The organism is Lentzea sp. NPDC004789, assembly GCF_053601075.1.
The window spans coordinates 296837-312821 of record NZ_JBSGBE010000009.1 but is presented as its reverse complement, the minus strand read 5'-3'; the positions used below and the strand labels follow the sequence as shown (position 1 = coordinate 312821).

At 71.1% G+C, this 15985-nt stretch carries 18 protein-coding genes; 8 read left to right on the top strand and 10 right to left on the bottom strand.

Features of this window, described 5'->3' with window-relative positions:
* Positions 1-5: 5 nt before the first annotated feature.
* Positions 6-1064, bottom strand: a complete 1059-nt coding sequence (locus tag ACWEIJ_RS22750; RefSeq protein ID WP_449839202.1) for a polyprenyl synthetase family protein — start codon at positions 1062-1064, stop codon at positions 6-8.
* 113 nt (positions 1065-1177) lie between these two features.
* On the opposite strand from ACWEIJ_RS22750, the gene ACWEIJ_RS22745 reads away from it, so the two are divergent.
* From ACWEIJ_RS22745 to ACWEIJ_RS22730, 4 genes are all read left to right on the top strand, one after another.
* Positions 1178-2104, top strand: coding sequence for a phytoene/squalene synthase family protein (locus ACWEIJ_RS22745; protein WP_449839201.1), 927 nt, complete (start codon positions 1178-1180; stop codon positions 2102-2104).
* Between the two features lie 64 nt (positions 2105-2168).
* Positions 2169-3128, top strand: coding sequence for a DUF5914 domain-containing protein (locus tag ACWEIJ_RS22740; RefSeq protein WP_449839200.1), 960 nt, complete (start codon positions 2169-2171; stop codon positions 3126-3128).
* An 82-nt stretch (positions 3129-3210) separates the two neighbouring features.
* Positions 3211-3498: a WhiB family transcriptional regulator gene (locus tag ACWEIJ_RS22735; RefSeq protein WP_449839199.1), complete on the top strand. Its 288-nt coding sequence runs from the start codon at positions 3211-3213 to the stop codon at positions 3496-3498.
* Positions 3495-4343: a MerR family transcriptional regulator gene (locus ACWEIJ_RS22730; RefSeq protein ID WP_449839198.1), complete on the top strand. Its 849-nt coding sequence runs from the start codon at positions 3495-3497 to the stop codon at positions 4341-4343. The genes ACWEIJ_RS22735 and ACWEIJ_RS22730 overlap by 4 nt, the downstream gene beginning before the upstream one ends.
* A 13-nt stretch (positions 4344-4356) precedes the next feature.
* On the opposite strand, the gene ACWEIJ_RS22725 is transcribed toward ACWEIJ_RS22730, so the two are convergent.
* The 4 genes from ACWEIJ_RS22725 to ACWEIJ_RS22710 are packed head-to-tail and all read right to left on the bottom strand — an operon-like array spanning position 4357 to position 7192.
* Complete coding sequence (locus tag ACWEIJ_RS22725; RefSeq protein ID WP_449839197.1) at positions 4357-5880, bottom strand: FAD-dependent oxidoreductase; 1524 nt, start codon at positions 5878-5880, stop codon at positions 4357-4359.
* The gene (locus tag ACWEIJ_RS22720) at positions 5877-6569 is read right to left on the bottom strand and encodes a class I SAM-dependent methyltransferase (protein ID WP_449839196.1); all 693 of its coding nucleotides are present in this window, start codon (positions 6567-6569) and stop codon (positions 5877-5879) included. The genes ACWEIJ_RS22725 and ACWEIJ_RS22720 overlap by 4 nt, the downstream gene beginning before the upstream one ends.
* The gene (locus ACWEIJ_RS22715; protein ID WP_449839195.1) at positions 6556-6873 is read right to left on the bottom strand and encodes a lycopene cyclase domain-containing protein; all 318 of its coding nucleotides are present in this window, start codon (positions 6871-6873) and stop codon (positions 6556-6558) included. The genes ACWEIJ_RS22720 and ACWEIJ_RS22715 overlap by 14 nt, the downstream gene beginning before the upstream one ends.
* Positions 6866-7192, bottom strand: coding sequence for a lycopene cyclase domain-containing protein (locus tag ACWEIJ_RS22710; RefSeq protein ID WP_449839194.1), 327 nt, complete (start codon positions 7190-7192; stop codon positions 6866-6868). The genes ACWEIJ_RS22715 and ACWEIJ_RS22710 overlap by 8 nt, the downstream gene beginning before the upstream one ends.
* Before the next feature lie 112 nt (positions 7193-7304).
* On the opposite strand from ACWEIJ_RS22710, the gene ACWEIJ_RS22705 reads away from it, so the two are divergent.
* Both ACWEIJ_RS22705 and ACWEIJ_RS22700 read left to right on the top strand, forming a co-directional pair.
* Positions 7305-8486, top strand: a complete 1182-nt coding sequence (locus tag ACWEIJ_RS22705; protein ID WP_449839193.1) for a cytochrome P450 — start codon at positions 7305-7307, stop codon at positions 8484-8486.
* A gap of 105 nt (positions 8487-8591) precedes the next feature.
* Entirely contained in the window at positions 8592-8975 is a 384-nt protein-coding gene (locus ACWEIJ_RS22700) for an STAS domain-containing protein (protein ID WP_449839192.1), read from the top strand.
* An 8-nt stretch (positions 8976-8983) separates the two neighbouring features.
* Here ACWEIJ_RS22700 and ACWEIJ_RS22695 read toward each other — a convergent pair whose 3' ends face one another.
* The 5 genes from ACWEIJ_RS22695 to ACWEIJ_RS22675 form a co-directional block, all read right to left on the bottom strand.
* The gene (locus ACWEIJ_RS22695) at positions 8984-9370 is read right to left on the bottom strand and encodes an ATP-binding protein (RefSeq protein ID WP_449839191.1); all 387 of its coding nucleotides are present in this window, start codon (positions 9368-9370) and stop codon (positions 8984-8986) included.
* Between the two features lie 124 nt (positions 9371-9494).
* Positions 9495-9902, bottom strand: coding sequence for a hypothetical protein (locus ACWEIJ_RS22690; protein WP_449839190.1), 408 nt, complete (start codon positions 9900-9902; stop codon positions 9495-9497).
* Positions 9899-10183: an alcohol dehydrogenase catalytic domain-containing protein gene (locus ACWEIJ_RS22685; RefSeq protein ID WP_449839189.1), complete on the bottom strand. Its 285-nt coding sequence runs from the start codon at positions 10181-10183 to the stop codon at positions 9899-9901. Before ACWEIJ_RS22685 ends, ACWEIJ_RS22690 begins: the two co-directional genes overlap by 4 nt.
* A 67-nt stretch (positions 10184-10250) precedes the next feature.
* Entirely contained in the window at positions 10251-12323 is a 2073-nt protein-coding gene (locus ACWEIJ_RS22680; protein WP_449839188.1) for a tetratricopeptide repeat protein, read from the bottom strand.
* A 1-nt stretch (position 12324) separates the two neighbouring features.
* Entirely contained in the window at positions 12325-13500 is a 1176-nt protein-coding gene (locus ACWEIJ_RS22675; RefSeq protein WP_449839187.1) for a hypothetical protein, read from the bottom strand.
* Between the two features lie 398 nt (positions 13501-13898).
* Between ACWEIJ_RS22675 and ACWEIJ_RS22670 the strand changes: the two genes are divergently transcribed.
* Together ACWEIJ_RS22670 and ACWEIJ_RS22665 are read left to right on the top strand one after the other, a co-directional pair.
* The gene (locus ACWEIJ_RS22670; RefSeq protein WP_449839186.1) at positions 13899-14294 is read left to right on the top strand and encodes a helix-turn-helix domain-containing protein; all 396 of its coding nucleotides are present in this window, start codon (positions 13899-13901) and stop codon (positions 14292-14294) included.
* Between the two features lie 111 nt (positions 14295-14405).
* Positions 14406-15923, top strand: a complete 1518-nt coding sequence (locus tag ACWEIJ_RS22665; RefSeq protein WP_449839185.1) for an FAD-dependent oxidoreductase — start codon at positions 14406-14408, stop codon at positions 15921-15923.
* Positions 15924-15985 lie beyond the last annotated feature (62 nt).

Sequence of the window (15985 nt, the reverse complement as noted above, 5' to 3'; positions counted from 1 at the left end):
ACGGCTCACGCCTTCCGCGCGGTGGCCTTGCCGGCCAACCGGATCAGCTCGCGTTTCGCACCGGGATCGAGCGCGGCGCGGTCCAGTGCCGCGAGTCCGTTCGCCACCAGCACGTCGATGTGCTCCTCCACCGCGGCGACCGCGCCGAGCCGGACCAGCAGCGCGCAGACCTCGTCCACCAGTTCGTCGTTCACCGGCCCTTCGAGGGTTCGTCGCAGCAGGGCCGCGGATCCGTTCGTGGCACGGGACAACGCGATCGCCATCAACGCCGTCCGCTTGCCCTCCCGCAGGTCCTCGCCGATCGGCTTGCCGGTCACTTCCGGGTCGCCGAACACGCCGATCAGGTCGTCCCGCAGCTGGAACGCCACCCCGACGTCACGGCCGAACTCGCGCAGGCACGCCACCACGTCCGGACCCGCGCCCGCGATCGCTGCACCGAGGTGCAACGGCCGTTCCACGGTGTACGAAGCGGTCTTGAGCGCCGCCACGCGCAACGCCTGTTCCAGCGACTCGTCCCCGCGCGCCACGCCCAGCAGGTCGAGGTGCTGACCAGCCATCATCTCGGTGCGCATGGCCTGCCACGGCACCCACGCGCGTTGCAGCGCCGCCGCGGACAGACCCGCGGTCACCAGAGCGTCGTCCGCCCACGCCAGTGCGAGATCACCCACCAGCACCGCGGCCGAATCGCCGTACTGGCGCGCACTTCCCGCCCAGCGCGACCGCCGGTGCCGCAACGCGAACAGCTCGTGCACCGACGGCCGACCTCGCCGCACCGGCGACCGGTCCATCACGTCGTCATGCACCAACGCGCAACACTGCAGCAATTCCAACGCGACCAGCGCGCGCACCACGGCGTCTTGGTCGCCACCACCACCGGCAGCACGCCAGCCCTCCCACGCGAACCGCGGCCTGATCCTCTTGCCACCGGCCAAGATCAGCTCCCGCACCTCGGCGGCCAGCTCCGGCGCTTCCGGATTCCGTCCCAGGAACTCGCCCAGCGCCACGTCGAACAGGGCGGGGAAGTCGTCCACCCGTGACCCGCGGGTGCTCGTCAGCAACGACATCGTCGCCCCTCTCGGCGGTCGGTCCACGGATCGAGCTAAACAGCGCGCGAGCGGGTCCGCATGATGAGCGCGGTCGTTGTGCACGGCGCCACAGCCGCACCTAGCGTGAGGACATGTCCGCAGACCGGGAGCTCGACGCCGCCGGCATCACCGCACCAGCCCTGCGTGAGGCGTACCGGCGCTGCCGTGCGCTCAACGCGGAGCACGGCCGCACCTACTACCTCGCGACACGGTTGCTCAGTCCCGAGCAACGTCCCGCCGTCCACGCGCTGTACGGCTTCGCGCGCTGGGTCGACGACATCGTGGACGACGTCCACAGTGGACTCGGGACCAAGGAGGCCGCGCTCGGTGAAGCCTCGCGCAACTTGGCTTTTGCGTTGAGCAACAACACCTCCAGCGATCCGGTGATGTCAGCCCTGCTGGACACCGCGCAACGCTACTCGATTCCACACGACCACTTCCGCGACTTCATGGCGTCCATGCGCATGGACCTGACCGTCACTGACTACCCCACCTACGACGATCTAATGGTGTACGTGCACGGCTCCGCCGCCGTGATCGGACTGCAGGTGCTGCCGGTGCTCGGCACGACGGTCCCGCGCGAGGAGGCCGAACCCGCCGCCGCCGCGCTCGGCATCGCCTTCCAGCTCACCAACTTCATCCGCGACGTCGGCGAGGACCTCGACCGCGGCCGGGTCTACCTGCCCGCGAACGAACTCGCCGCGTTCGGCGTCGACCGGGAGCGGTTGCTGCACGCCCGCGCGTGTGGCCGGGCGGACGAGAAGGTCCGTGCCGCGCTGCGCGACCAGGTGCGCCGGGCGCGGGAGGTGTACACGCGGGCGCGGCCGGGTATCGCGATGCTCGCACCGCGCTCGCGGCCGTGCGTGCTGACCGCTTACCGGCTCTACGGACACATCCTCGACCTCGTGGAGGACGCCGACTGCGACGTGTTGTCGCGGCGGGTGGTGGTGTCGAACGGCAGGCGGCTCGCGGTGGCGCTGCCGGCGTTGGCGAGGGCGATGTTCGCTCGTGCGGCCTGACGAGCCGCAAGCCGCCCGCCGCCGAAAGCACACCAACACCACGCGGTCCGACGAGAGGAGCTCCATGCGTGACCGCCTTCCGCTGCGGATCTACTCCAGCCCGCCGTGGCGCGACCAGCACCCCACGTGGCAGGACGCCAAACCCGCCCTGATCGAGGCCGCCCTCAAGCGCGCCACCGCCCGACCGTCCGGCAACTGGTTCGTCGCAGGCGCCAGCCGTGACGTCGTGCACGGCAAGGCGTGCGGTCGCACGATCGCGGGCCACGAGGTCGTGCTGTGGCGCGGTCCCCACAACGTCCTGATGGCGGGCTCGGGGTCGTGTCCGCACCTCGGCGCGCCGCTGTGCGACGGCGCGGTGGCGGGCGGGAAGCTGATCTGCCGCTGGCACGGGCTCGCGCTCGACGGCACGCGGTTCGGCGCGTGGACGCCCTATCCGGCGCACGACGACGGCGTGCTGGTGTGGGTGAGGCTCGACCACGTCGGCGGCGAGGAGCCGCTGCCCGCGCCCGTGCTGCCGCCGCGACCGGACGGGGCGATCGACGCCGTTGCCACGCTCGTCGGCCGTTGCGATCCCGAGGACGTCGTCGCGAACCGGCTCGACCCGTGGCACGGGGCGTGGTTCCACCCGTACTCGTTCGCCAACCTGCGCGTGCTGGAGACGCCGGCCGAGGAGCTGGACCGCTTCCTGGTCGAGGTCACCTTCCGGCTCGCCGGGCGGGTCGGCGTGCCGGTCGTCGCCGCGTTCACCTGCCCGGAGCCGCGAACCGTCGTGATGCACATCGTCGAAGGCGAGGGTGAGGGCAGCGTCGTCGAAACCCACGCGACGCCGATCCGCGAGGGCCGCACCGCCGTGGTGGAGGCGACCATCGCGCATTCGGACCGGCGGGGGTTCGCGCTGGTCAGGCCCGCTGCCGGAGCGTTGCGGCCGGTGATGCGCTGGGCCGCGGCGAGGTTGTGGCGCGACGACCTCGCCTACGCCGAACGCCGGTACGCGCTGCGGCGGGACGGTCGGTTCCCCGACTGAGCGCGCTCAAGTTGCACCGATTTTGAATCGATTTTAGGGTAGGGGTGTCAGCACGGGTCGTACACAGCAAGGGACGTGCGCCATGCCCGAACTCTCCCGCCTGCCCAAGCCCGTCACCGAGGCCTGGGACTGGCAGCTCGCCGGTCTGTGCCGAGGCATGGACAGCACCTACTTCTTCCACACGCCCAACGAACGCGGTGCCGCGCGCGACGAGCGCGAGGCCGCCGCCAAGGCGATCTGCCGGCGGTGCCCGGTGATGCAGCAGTGCCGGGCGCACGCGCTGGAGGTGCACGAGACCTTCGGCATCTGGGGAGGGCTCGGCGAGAGCGAGCTGCGCGCCATCCTCTCCGAGCGCGCCCGCCGCGGGTGACCTACCCGCCGCGCGCCGTCGCCGCGATGCTCGGCGTCTCCCCCGTCACGCTCAGAACGTGGGACCAGCGCTACGGGCTGGGGCCGTCGGACCGCACCGAGGGCGGCCACCGCCGGTACCGGGACACCGACGTCGAGGTGCTGCGCAGGATGGTCGCCCTGACCGGGCAGGGGGTCGCACCGGCCGCCGCGGCCGAGCTGGCGCGCCGAGAACCGGTGCCGCGGTCGGTGAGTTCTCGTTCGTTGCTCGGCGACGAGGCGGCGGACACGGCCCGCAGGGGCTTCCTCACCGCGGCCAGGCGGCTCGACGAACCGCTGATGCTCGACCTCGCCGCCAAGCTGATCACCGATCACGGCGTGGCCGCCGCGTGGGAGTCGGTCTTCGTGCCGTGCCTGACCGAGCTCGGCGAACCCGGTCGTGGCGTGGAGATCGAGCACCTCGCGAGTTCGAGCCTGCTGCACGCGTTGCGCGGCGTGCCGCGTACGAGCACGCCGGGCGTGCTGGCCGCGTTGCTGTCCTGTGCACCGGAAGAGCAGCACGTGCTGGCGCTGGAGGCACTCGGCGCCGCACTGTCCGAAAAGGACGTTGCGTGGCGCAACCTCGGTGCCCGCGTGCCCGCGCAGGCGCTGTGCGACGCCGTGGCCCGGTTGCGCCCCTCGGTCGCGTTGATCTGGGCACATCGTGCTGATCTCGCCGGCCAGGTGCCGTTGCGCGAGCTCACCGAGACGTCCGACGCCCTGATCGCGGTCGCCGGACCCGGCTGGACGAGCGTGCCGGTGCCGCCGTCGGTGCGCAGGCCCGGCACGCTGGCCGAGGCGATCGACCTGGTGCTCTCCCGCCGCTAGGACTCCAGCACGATCACAACGTTCGCCAACGGCGGGCAACGGCACGCAACAACGGCACGCGCCCGTGCCTCGGCACGGTCCACAGGTCCGCGCCCGCCACGCCCCAGCGCTGCAGCAGCCGGTTGGCCGCCATGAAACCCGTGGTGGCGGCCCGTTCCATCAGCGCGACCGGTAGTTCCACGCGCACCAGGTCGCCGGCGAGGACCAGGAAGTCGTCCGGGGTGCGCAGGCCCGGCCGGCCGCGGTACCCGCCCGCGGGGAAGAGCGGGCAGTCCTCGCGCAGCTCGTGCCGTTCGTCGACCACCTCGGCCTGCTTGGTCTCCGGGTACACCTCGGTGAGCTGTTCCCACAGCCGGGCACGGGCCTCTGTTTCACTCACGTCGGACGGGAGCGCATATCCGTGCAGCTCCACCACCGCGCCACCGGTGCGCGCCGCCCACGCCCGTGCCTCGTGCTCGTAGTGGTCGAGCACGCTGATGTTGTCGAGCAGGTCGTGCCCGCTGGTGCCGAGGAACCCCGGCCGGTCCGGGTCCACCGGCCGGTCCAGCCAGTACCGCGACACCAGGAACCGCGGTGCCGTGCGCAGTTCGGCGACCTGCGCGCACCACCGCTCGTCCCCCAGTGCGGGTGAGGCGCCGACGATCGCGCGCAGGCCGGACACGTCGGTGGCGAGCACGACGGCGTCCGCCTCGATCGAGCCGCCGCCGATGGTCACCGCGAACCGCTTCCGCTCACCCGGCCGCACGGACCGGACGTCCACGCCGGTGCACACCGCCGCGCCCAGCGAGGCGAGGTGGCGGCCGAGCGGCTCCCACAGGCCGTGCGGGAACGGGTCCGCCGCCACGTCGAACAGCAGGCCCTCGCTCGATCCGAGGAAGTAGATGTGGAACATCACCGCGAGCTCCGCCGCCGACATCCGGCTGGGGTGTGCGAAGAAGCTGCGCGAGAACACCTCGAACGCCAGCGCGTGCGCCGGGCGGGGAAAGCGCAGCCGTTCCAGGTAGGAGGCGGCGTCGAGGTGGTCCAGCTCCTCGTAGATCCGCGGCACCGACACGTCCAGCAACGACAGTGCCGCCCGCGCGTCCACGCCGGGCAGGTCGCGCCACCGGAACGTCGGGCTGTCGCGCAGGAACGCGAGCGCGTTCCACGGCACGGAGACCGGCAACCCGGCGAAACCGTCCCGGTGCCCGGAGGCGTGCAGCAGCGGGTAGTCCGGCAGGCCGACGAGCGCGCGGCCGGCCGGATCGACCCGCCGCAGCAGCGCCCTCAGGTTGTAGTACTGGCGGAAGAACGCGTGAAAGCCGCGCGTCATCGTGACTTCGCTGCCGTCCGCGAGCCGGGTGCGCCAGCCCCCGACCCGGCCGCCGAGGTACTTCTCCCGCTCGCACAGCACGACCCGCGCGCCGCGCTCGGCCAGCAGCGTCGCCGCCGCCAGGCCCGCGATCCCGCCGCCCACCACGACCACCGCGGGCGCCTCGCCGCTGAACTGCGCCCGTCCCTGCGGCGCGGGAATCCGCACCGCCCTGCGATCCCTCACCGCTGCTCCTGTTCCGGCCTGCGGCCGACGAAGGTGTGCACGACGCCGAGCTGCAGGCCCGGCACCGGTGCGCTGCGCACGCCCACAAAACCGTTGCGCCGCAACCGGTCGCGCAACGCGGTGGCACCGTCGAACTCCATCACGCTGCGCCACAGGTAGGTGTAGAGCGAACGGTCACCGGTGACGAGCCACCCCGCCGGCACGATGAACCCGCACAGCACCGTCCACAGTGCTGTGCTCACCAGCGAGTCACGCACCGAATACTCGTGCAGCACCAACGGTCCACCGGGCTTCAACAGGTCGCGGACGCGCCGCAACGTGCCGTCCGGCTCGGGCAGGTTGCGCACCAGGTAGGCGGCGAACACCGCGTCGAACTCCCCTTCCTCTACGTCCTCGGCACGGCTGTGCACGAACCGCACGGTGCCGGGCCAGCGCTTCTCCCGCGCCCGCGCGAGCATGCCCTCCGACGCGTCCACGGCGACGATCTCCACGCCCGGCGCGGCCGCGACCAGGGCCGCGGTCGACGCGCCCGTTCCGCAGCCGAGGTCGAGCACCCGCATGCCCGGCCGGAGCCGGAGCGCGCGGGCAGAACGGCGCAAAGCCTCGTGATAGCCCGGATTCAGCCCGACGAGCAGGTCGTAGCCGCGCGCGGCCCGGTCGAACTCCCCCGGCACCTCAAGCTTGTGCACGTGCCGTCCTTCCCCGCTCCCACAGCAACAGCACGGCGGTGACCATCGCGAAGCCGTAGAGGAAGTCCTCGACCGGAATGTCCCACGGCACCCGCACGCCGCTGATCGCCCAGTCCGCGTACACCACGACCGGTGCTTCGAGCTTGGTCAGCCACCCGTCCACCGGCACCTGGAACGCCAGCACGATCGCCATCGTGATCCAGTACGCGGGCCGCCGGAACAGCCCGGTGCGCAACACCCGCAACTCCAGCACGACCACGAGCAGCACCGCCGCGCACGCCGCGACCAGATACTCCTCAACCATCGCGCGACCAACGCGCCGAACGTCCGCGCACGGCCTCGTAGGTCAGCACCGCGCAGACCGGAATGGCAACGAAGAACAGGACTTCCTCCACCGGCAGCACTCCCCCGATCGCGACCCCTGTGACGGCCTCGGGGTGAAAACTCCAGTGCCCGCGCAAGATCGCGATGACGTCCCACACCACGAGGACGGCGACCACCGGAGCGACAGCGCGCACCAGCTCCCCGGCCCGCCGGTAGACGCCGCTGCCCAGCCACTCCAGCGGCACCGTGATGAGCAGGCACACCGCCAACACGGCGAGGTACTCGTACTGGCTTCGCATCTCCACCTCCCGCATTGACCGTATGGGCGGGGCGGCGGGTCTGCACAACGGCAGCGCGGCACGACCCCGATCAGCGGTGTTCTCCCGGGAAACACCTCGCTACAAACAAAAGGTGAGCGCTTCGACGCACACCTACCCGTTCGGCTCGGCGGCGGGGCTGGAGGTCCACCCGGCCTGCGCGGAGGCGCGCGACGCGCCCGGGATGATGCGGATCCAGCTCCCCTACGGCGAACCGGCGTGGCTGGCCGTCCGCTACGACGACGTCCGGTTCGTGCTGGGCGACCGGAGGTTCAGCCGGGCGATGGCCGTCGCGGCCGACGTGCCCAGGATGACGCCGGGCAAGCTCGACAGCGGGATGATCGTGATGGACCCGCCGGACCACACGCGGCTGCGCAGGCTGGTGGTGAAGGCGTTCACCGTGCGCCGGGTGGAGCGGTTGCGGCCGCGGATCCGTCAGCTGGCCGAGGACCTCGTGGCCGCGATGGTGGCCAGAGGCCGGCCGGTGGACCTGGTGGAGCACTTCGCGTTGTCGCTGCCGGTCGTGGTGATCTGCGAGCTGCTCGGCGTGCCGGTGGCCGACCGGCCGCTGTTCCGGGCGTGGAGCGACGCGTTCCTGTCCACCAACAAGACCACCGCGGAGCAGTTCGCGGCCGACCAGAAGGGCTTCCGCGAGTACATGAGCGGGCTCATCGCCGCGCGGCGCGCCGTGCCCCGCGACGACCTGATGACCGCGTTGATCGAGGCTCGTGACGAGCACGACCGGCTGTCCGAGCTGGAACTGGTCGACATGTGCAACGGGCTGCTGGTCGCCGGGCACGAGACCACCGCCTCGCACCTGCCCAACTTCGTCGTGGTGCTGCTCACCCACCCCGACCGGCTGGCCGAGCTGCGCGCCGACCTCGGCCTGATGCCGGCCGCGGTGGAGGAGCTCATGCGGTTCACGCCGCTGAGCTACGGACCCGGCTTTCCGCGTTACGCCACCGAGGACGTCGAGGTCGGCGGCGTGCTGGTGCGCGCGGGCGAGCCCGTGGTGGTCGACTTCGCCGCGGCCAACCGGGACCCCCGGCAGTTCGCCGACCCGGACGCGCTGCGCTTCGACCGGGGCGAGAACCCGCACCTCGGCTTCGGGCACGGCGTGCACCACTGCCTCGGTTCGCAGCTGTCCAGGATCGAGCTGCAGGAGGGCCTGCGGGCGCTGCTCGGCGGCCTGCCCGGCCTGCACGTCGAGGGGGACGTGATGTGGAAGATCGAGATGCCGGTGCGCGGCGCCCAGCGCATGCCGGTCGGGTGGTGAGCCGTTCCCGGGTTGCGATTGTCGTTTGAACGGCTAAAGTTCAGGGTGAGCAGTTGAGCCTGCAGCTGTGTTCTGCTTCCGACGTACGTCGTGAGGGGCTCAACCATGCCGAACACCTCCCATCTCCCCCTGCACGTGCAACGCGAAGTGCACGGGCTCGCCGTCGTCGTGCGCGCCGCCGGTGACCTGGACCAGGACACCGCGCCCGCGCTGCGGCTCGAACTGCGCACCGCCCTCGCGATGGCGACCTCACCGTTCCCGGTCGTCGTCGACCTCACCGGGGTCACGTTCTTCGGGTCGGCCGGGCTCAACGAGCTCCTGACGCACCAGCGCCGGGCCGCCGAGGCGCGGATTCCGCTGCGGATCGCGGCGGCACATCGGACGGTGCTGCGCCCGATCACGGCGTCCGGGCTCGACCAGACGCTGGAGCTGTACCCGGACGTGGAGCAGGCCCTGCACGCGGCTCGGAGCGCCAGAACCGCCGGCTGAGGGACGCGTCAGGCCGGGTGCGGCGTGTCGAACGAGAACTCGGCCCAGACGGTCTTGTGGTCACCGCGGTTCAGCACACCCCAGCGGCTCGCGATGCCCTCCACCAGCGTCAGGCCGCGACCGCGAAACGGCCCGGCCGACGACCTGCCCGGTGCGGGCAGCGCCTGCGGACTGCCGTCGTCGACCTCCACGCGGACCACCCGGCCGCCCGCCTCCAGCTCGACCCGGACGTCACGTGGACCGCGGGCGTGGTCGTAGGCGTTGCTGACGAGCTCCGTGCACACGAGCAGGATGTCGCCGAGGAGGTCGTCCGGAAAGCTCACGAGCTTCGCCCGCAGCCACCTCCTGATCTGCACGAGCGGCGGCGACACGTCCGGGAGACCGTGGCTCGTCATCTCACCTGCTCCCGACGGCTTCTTCTCACCTGACTCACACGTGTCCAATGCCCCGCCCCGCTGTTCGCCGCAGATGGAGGAAGCCACCGGGTACCCGGTGCACAGGCGGGCAAACGGAGCAACATCACTCCTCGTCGCGTGCCTGGCGAACGGTCCACTCGGTCTCGCGGTCGATCTCGGCCTGTTCACGATCGGTGCGGCACTCTGCACGCCGCAGCGCGGCATCGGCCCGCTCCAGCCGCAGCTGGGACCGGCGAATCGCGGCGCGGGCGAGATCCAGGGTCTTCGCGCTCCCGTCGAGGTGACGATCCGTGCTCCGGCGCAGCCGACTCCCCCGTTCGTCCAGTTCGGTCTGCCGGTCGGTCAGCCACTGCTCGCGGACGTCCGCTCGGTCGTCCCGCTCGTCAGCGGTCTGCTCGCGTACGTCGGCGAGCCGCTCCCGCTCGTCCGCCGCGCGGTCGCGGACGTCCGCCGCGCGGTCGCGGTCGACCAGGTCCTGCTCTCGCCGATCTTGGGCGTTGTCACCGTTCATTCGGAGCTACCGCAGCCGACCGTGGAGGTCACCACCACCCGGTCGCCCGGCGTGAACCCGCGCACCGCGGGTCCCACCTCCTCCACGACACCCACGGCCTCGTGCCCGAGCACGGTGCCCTCCACCATGCCGGGCATCGTGCCCCGCACCAGGTGCAGGTCCGTACCGCAGATCGCGCTGCGGGTGATCCGCACGATCGCGTCGGACGGCTCGGGGATCTTCGGGTCGGGCACGGACTCGCCGCGGATGTCACCGATTCCGTGCCACACGACTGCCTTCACAACGCTTCCCCTCGTCGGTTGCGGTCTTGCGGGCCGAGTTCCCGCACGAGGAGAAGCAAAACTCGGGCTAACGGCAGAGTTCGAGCTGATGCCTCAGTTCGTCGACGTCCGCGCCGGGCAGCGCGAGCGCCGCGTCGAAGTCCCGGATCGCCAGCTCCGCCTGCGCGCACGCGAGATAGGCCATGCCGCGGTTGAGCAGGACGTCCGGATCGGCGCCCACCACGTCCAGCGCCACAGTGAGGTCGTCGACGGCGGTCGCGGCGTTGCCCAGCCGGAAGTGCGCGACCGCGCGGTTGACCAGCGCGGCTGGATAGCGCGGGTCACCGGCGAGTGCGGCGTCCAGGTGCGGCAGTGCCTGTTCCGGCTGGTCCTGTTCGAGCTCGATGGTGCCGAGCATGGCGAGCAGCCGCGGTTCGTCGGGGGCGAGCTGGAGCCCCGCCACGACGTCCGCGTGCGCCGCCGCCACGTCACCACTGGCGAGCAGCAGTTCCGCGCGGGTCAGGCGGGTGTCGACGTCGCCGGGTTCCATCTCCAGCACGTAGTCGAAGTCGGCGAACGCGCCCTCGACGTCGTCGACCGCGAGCCGCGCGGTTCCCCTGTTGTAGTACAGCTCCGGGAACGGCGGGCCGATCTGCACGGCGCGGTCGTAGTCCGCGAGCGCGGCTTCGAGGTCACCGCGTTTGCGGGAGATCTTCGCCCGCTCGCTCAGGTAGTCGGTGTAGAGCGGGTCGAGCTCGATGAGCTCGGTGAACTCGGCGTAGGCCTCGTCGGCGCGGCCGAGCGCGGCGTGCAGGCGCGCGCGGTTGTAGAACAGCTGCGAGCGGTGCAGCACCCACTCCTGGTCGTCGAGCTCCTCGTTGAGCCGGGCGATGCCGCCGTCGACGAGCTCCAGCGCCCGCGCCAGGTTGCCGCGGTGCATCTCGACCAGTGCCAGCCCGTTGGCCTGGAACACCTCGTACGTGCGCCGCTCGTCGGGGTCCGGCAGCAACGACGCCAGCGTGTAGGCGTTGTTCTGCCAGCCGACCGCGGCCTCGTGGTCGCGCGGGACGAAGAACCTGGTGTGCAGCATGGCGATGCTGTAGCTCGCCGTCATGTGCACCTTGGCGTCGGCATACCGGGCGCGCAGGTCCATGTACAGCTCAAGAGACTCGGTCAACCGGTCCAGCGCCACCAGCGCGGAGGCCGCGTGCTGGGTGAACCGCAGGAACAGCTTCCGCTCCTCGACCGGGTCGATGACCGCGCGGCCGCGCAGGCCGAGGTCCACCACGGCGGCGGAGAACCCGGTCTCCACGCAGAACTGGAACGCCCGGTCCAGCGCGTCCCGGCCGCGGCCGTGCGGGTCCGCGCCCCGTTCGCGGTGGTAGGTGACCGCACCGATCAGCGTGCCCCAGTCGGCACCGGGCTCCAGCTCGTCCGCGCGCTCGTCGTGCAGGCGTTGCAGCACAACGGGATCGGCCGCACCGTAGGCGTCGATCTCCGCCTGGCTGTCGCTGGTCCCGTCGGACCGGACGTACGCGGCGACCAGCTGTTCCTGGCTGCGGTCGTCGTGCTCCGGCTCGGCGTCGCAGAACTCGTCGTCGGCGACGCGGTCCAGCACCTCGGCCAGCTCCGCCGCGACGTCGTCCGCGGTGGACACGACAACCCGCAGGGTGGCGGGGTCGCAGCGCCGGGCGAGCAGCGCGACGAACTCGCTCGTGGTCGGCTCGGCGGCGTGCATGTCCTCGAACACCAGGCACAGCGGCGCTTCCCCTGCCGCGGACCGGCTGCGGGCCAGCTCGATCAGGAACGTGACCACGCCCTGGCTCATGCACCGGATCATCTGCGCGCCGTAGAACCGGGTGCGCTGGGCGAACGGGCCGGCCGACGCGAGCGTCGAGGGCGCGGGCCCGATCAGCTCCGCCAGCTCCGGGATTCCGTACAGCAGCTCCACCTGGTGGCGGGCGACCAGCTCGGGGTGGCGCTGCTGGGCGTCCGGCAGCAGCTCGCGCAGGATCGTGTCCACGCCCGTGTACGGGCCGCGCAGGCGGTGGTGGCAGAGCGCGGTGAGCACGCGGGCGTCGCCGGGCAGTGCCGCGAGGTACCGCTGACGGTCGGCGCGCCGGCCGCCGCGCAGGCGCAGATGCCGTTGTGGTGAAGGCATGTCAGCTCACTTCTCTTCCGATCCGGCGCTTGCGCCGGGCGAGATGGGCGACCAGCGCGAGCTGGCCGACGTTGATCACCAGGGAGACCACCGCGTCCCAGAAGTAGAGGTCCAGCCGTCCGCTGGAGAGGTTGCGACCGACGATCTCGACGTACTGCACGACGATCGGCAGCGAGCCGAACACCGCCAGCGCCAGCATCACCGCGATGCCCACCACGACGAACGGCCCGTACCAGCGACCGGCCTTGCGGTCGTGCTCGGTCCACTGCCCTTCGTCCACCACCCGTTCCTGACGGCCCAGCGCGCGCCACATCCTGTTGCGCAGCAACGTGACGCTGGCGTCGTGCAGGTCGTGGCAGTGCAACGCGGTCGCGAACACGTAGTAGAGGTCGGTGCGCAGGTAGAGCTGGAACTGCCAGACCAGGCGCATCACCACGGTGAACCCCAGCGCGATGGCGACCCTGCCGGTCAGCGACAGCGCGCCGCTCGCGTCACGGGTCGCGTGCGCGAGCAGCCCCAGCAGGCCGAGCACCACGACGTCGGCGAGCATGCCCGACAGGAACGGCAGGTACCGCTTCCCGCTCGGGACGCTGAACAGGCCGTTCATCCGCGTCTCGAACACCACGTACATGAACCGGTTGCTCATGCCGAGCTTGCTGGGCAGGCCGAGCCGCCGTCCCGCCAGGGTGTGGAAGCCCTCGTGCAGGAAGATCAGCGGCAGCTGGCCGAAGGTGATCACCAGCTGCACCACGAGCGCGGACTTCACGAAGAAGAACTGGCTCGGGTCGGGCAGCAGGTCGTCGTGCCGGGCGCCGAGCAGCAGCCACGCCACTGTGATCGCGAGGTAGGCGAGCCAGGCCACCGGCGAGAACGCCGCCGCGCCGAGCCGCTGGAACCGGACCGGGCCGGTCTGCGCGACCGGCTCGCCGGTCCGCACGAAACCCAGGTCCCGCAACGTCTCCAGGAAGTCCTCGATGTCGATCGGCTCGCCGAACTCCGACTCGTACCACTGGGCGGCGCGCTCCGGCGACATGCCGTCGGCCATCCTGCCCAGCAGTGCGGCGCCGTCGGCGGGCAGCACCGCGTAGGACCCGGTGTCCAGACGGCCGACGACCGTCTCGTCGCCTTCGGGAACGAAGCTGAGATCGTGGAAAAGCACCGGCGTGTCGCCGCTCATTGACGCCTCCTGGTAGCCGGGGACCGCGCCCGAAGGCGCGGTCCCCGGCCGGCTCAGCCGATCAGGCCTCGACGCTGTACGGACACTTGCAGGTCGCCGTGGTCAGGCGCACGTCGCCGGTCCGGCGGACGGTGATCTTCTTCATCTTGGTCGTCGTCTTCACGATTTTCCTCCCTGAGAATTCGCGCGGCGGGAATTGGGCCGCCCCAAATTCCTAACACGCCGCCGACCGCGTTCTGCGGCAACAGAACAAGTTCAGAACAGCAGGAGAACACCTCGATACGACCGCTGAACAGTACCCATAGGAGATCCTGCTACCTCGTAGCCCGTTCGGCTGATGCGTCGTTCTCCGGGCCGCTGTCAGGATCAGGCGCGGCGAACGGGGAGGGAGAAAGAAATTGGGGGGCGCCTACAAACTGCTCGGTCAGGAATTGCTCCGCCTGCGGCTCGAACGCGGACTGTCACTGCGCAAGCTCGCCCGGCAGCTCGGAATGACCGCGCACAGCGGGATGGTGGACTACGAGCGGGGAATCCGAATTCCGCCGCCGGATCTGATGTCCTCCTACGTGCAGGTCCTGCAGCCGGACGGCGACCATCTGACGCAATTGTACGAATCCGCCATGGCCGATCGGGCACAACAACGAATCCACAGTTCGGCGCCTGCCGAAGCCCAGCCGGGCGCCGTCGACCTGGAACGGGTGGCCCGGCAGTACGCAGAGCAGATCGCGGCGCTGAACGGCGTCGTGCGCGCATTGGAGGAACTCACGCGCAAGCTCTGCGCCGCCATCACTTGAGCACTCTGTCAGCCCCTGTGCGCACGGTGTCAGCGCCTCATGCGCACCGTGCCAGCGGCCCGGACCAATCTCGCGGTGTCGCCGAGATTCGGCTCCGGAAAGGGATTTCAGATGCATGACGTGGTGATCGTGGGCGCGGGTCCGGTCGGTCTGCTGCTCGCCTGCGAGCTCGGCCTCAGGGGCTGTTCCGTCCTCGTGCTCGAACGCGAGCCCGACCCCGGTTCCCCGTGGCGGGCCGCACCCCTGGGCATGCGGGGCCTGTCCACCACCTCCGTCGACGTGTTCCACCGTCGCGGAGTGCTGGACCCGCTGCTCGACCGCGGCCACGCCGACTTCGGGACGGAGAGTCCGGGCAGGCCGCGCGGCGCGGGCCATTTCGCCGGCATCCTGCTCGACCCGGCGAACGTCGATCTCGACGCGCTGCCGTTCCTGCTGCCGAGCCCAACGCCGGAGATCGTGATGACGACACTCGCGGCGGTCGAGGAGGTGCTGTCCGAGCGAGCCGTCAAGCTCGGCGTCGAGATCCGTTACGGCGTCGCGGTTTCCGGCATCGCCCAGGACGACGGGTCCGTGGTCGTCAGCGACGGCCGGCACGAGTACCCGGCACGGTGGGCCGTGGGTTGCGACGGCGGGCGCAGCGCGGTGCGCAGGCTCGCGGGCTTCGACTTCGCCGGCACCGAGCCGGACTTCACCGGGTACGCCATGCTCGCCACCGTCGCGGAGCCCGAGCTGCTCAAGCCGGGCTTCAACCTCACGCCGACCGGCATGTACCTCCAGATGCCCGCCACCGGGCACATCGGGATGATGGACTTCGACGGCGGCGCGTTCGACCGCTCGCAGGACCTGACCCGCGACCACCTGCAGGCCGTGCTGCGCCGGGTGTCCGGCACCGGCGTGACGCTGACCGACGTCCGGCTCGCCTCCAGCTTCACCGACCGCGCGAAGCAGGCGACGACCTACCGGCGTGGCCGCGTCCTGCTCGCGGGCGACGCGGCGCACATCATGTCCCCGTTGGGCGGACAGGGCCTCAACACGGGGATCGGCGACGCCGTGAACCTGGGCTGGAAACTCGCCGCGACCGTGCGAGGCAACGCACCAGAGGGTCTTCTCGACACCTATGACAGCGAACGCCGTCCGGTCGGCGCCCTGGCGCTCGACTGGACCCGCGCCCAGGTGGCGGTCATGCGACCGGATCCGCACGGCCAGGCGATCCAGGCGGTGGTCAGGGAGCTGCTCGCGAGCACGACCGGGACGAACCTCGTGCTCGGGAAGATCACGGGGTTGTCCACCAGGTACGACCTCGGCAGCGACGAGCCGCTGGTCGGGCGCAACGCCCCGCGCTGGCGTCTCGAGGACGGCACGCACCTCGGCGAGCTGATGCAGGACGGACGCGGGGTCGTGCTCGACTTCAGCGCCGACCGGCGCCTGGCGGGTGCGGCCGCGGGCTGGGAGCACGAGCTGCGCTACGCGGGCGGCCGGGCCGTCGACGATCTCGGATTCGGCGCCGTGCTGATCCGGCCAGACGGCGTCGTCGCCTGGGCGGGCGAGCGCACACCCGACCTGGAATCGTTCGAACAGGCCGTCCGCTGGTGGTTCCGGCGTGAACGCGAAAATAGTTCAACTGCCTGAGAACGATTCTTCGCATGGCTCAGTGAAATCACCCAATTGGACCCAAACATCGTAGTTCGGCG

Coding starts and splice junctions, on each gene's coding strand:
- ACWEIJ_RS22665 (WP_449839185.1), top strand. CDS start 14,406: ATGCATGACGTGGTGATCGTGGGCGCGGGTCCGGTCGGTCTGCTGCTC.
- ACWEIJ_RS22740 (WP_449839200.1), top strand. CDS start 2,169: ATGCGTGACCGCCTTCCGCTGCGGATCTACTCCAGCCCGCCGTGGCGC.
- ACWEIJ_RS22695 (WP_449839191.1), bottom strand. CDS start 9,370: ATGACGAGCCACGGTCTCCCGGACGTGTCGCCGCCGCTCGTGCAGATC.
- ACWEIJ_RS22745 (WP_449839201.1), top strand. CDS start 1,178: ATGTCCGCAGACCGGGAGCTCGACGCCGCCGGCATCACCGCACCAGCC.
- ACWEIJ_RS22680 (WP_449839188.1), bottom strand. CDS start 12,323: ATGCCTTCACCACAACGGCATCTGCGCCTGCGCGGCGGCCGGCGCGCC.
- ACWEIJ_RS22750 (WP_449839202.1), bottom strand. CDS start 1,064: ATGTCGTTGCTGACGAGCACCCGCGGGTCACGGGTGGACGACTTCCCC.
- ACWEIJ_RS22710 (WP_449839194.1), bottom strand. CDS start 7,192: ATGCGAAGCCAGTACGAGTACCTCGCCGTGTTGGCGGTGTGCCTGCTC.
- ACWEIJ_RS22735 (WP_449839199.1), top strand. CDS start 3,211: ATGCCCGAACTCTCCCGCCTGCCCAAGCCCGTCACCGAGGCCTGGGAC.
- ACWEIJ_RS22690 (WP_449839190.1), bottom strand. CDS start 9,902: ATGAACGGTGACAACGCCCAAGATCGGCGAGAGCAGGACCTGGTCGAC.
- ACWEIJ_RS22675 (WP_449839187.1), bottom strand. CDS start 13,500: ATGAGCGGCGACACGCCGGTGCTTTTCCACGATCTCAGCTTCGTTCCC.
- ACWEIJ_RS22715 (WP_449839195.1), bottom strand. CDS start 6,873: ATGGTTGAGGAGTATCTGGTCGCGGCGTGCGCGGCGGTGCTGCTCGTG.
- ACWEIJ_RS22700 (WP_449839192.1), top strand. CDS start 8,592: ATGCCGAACACCTCCCATCTCCCCCTGCACGTGCAACGCGAAGTGCAC.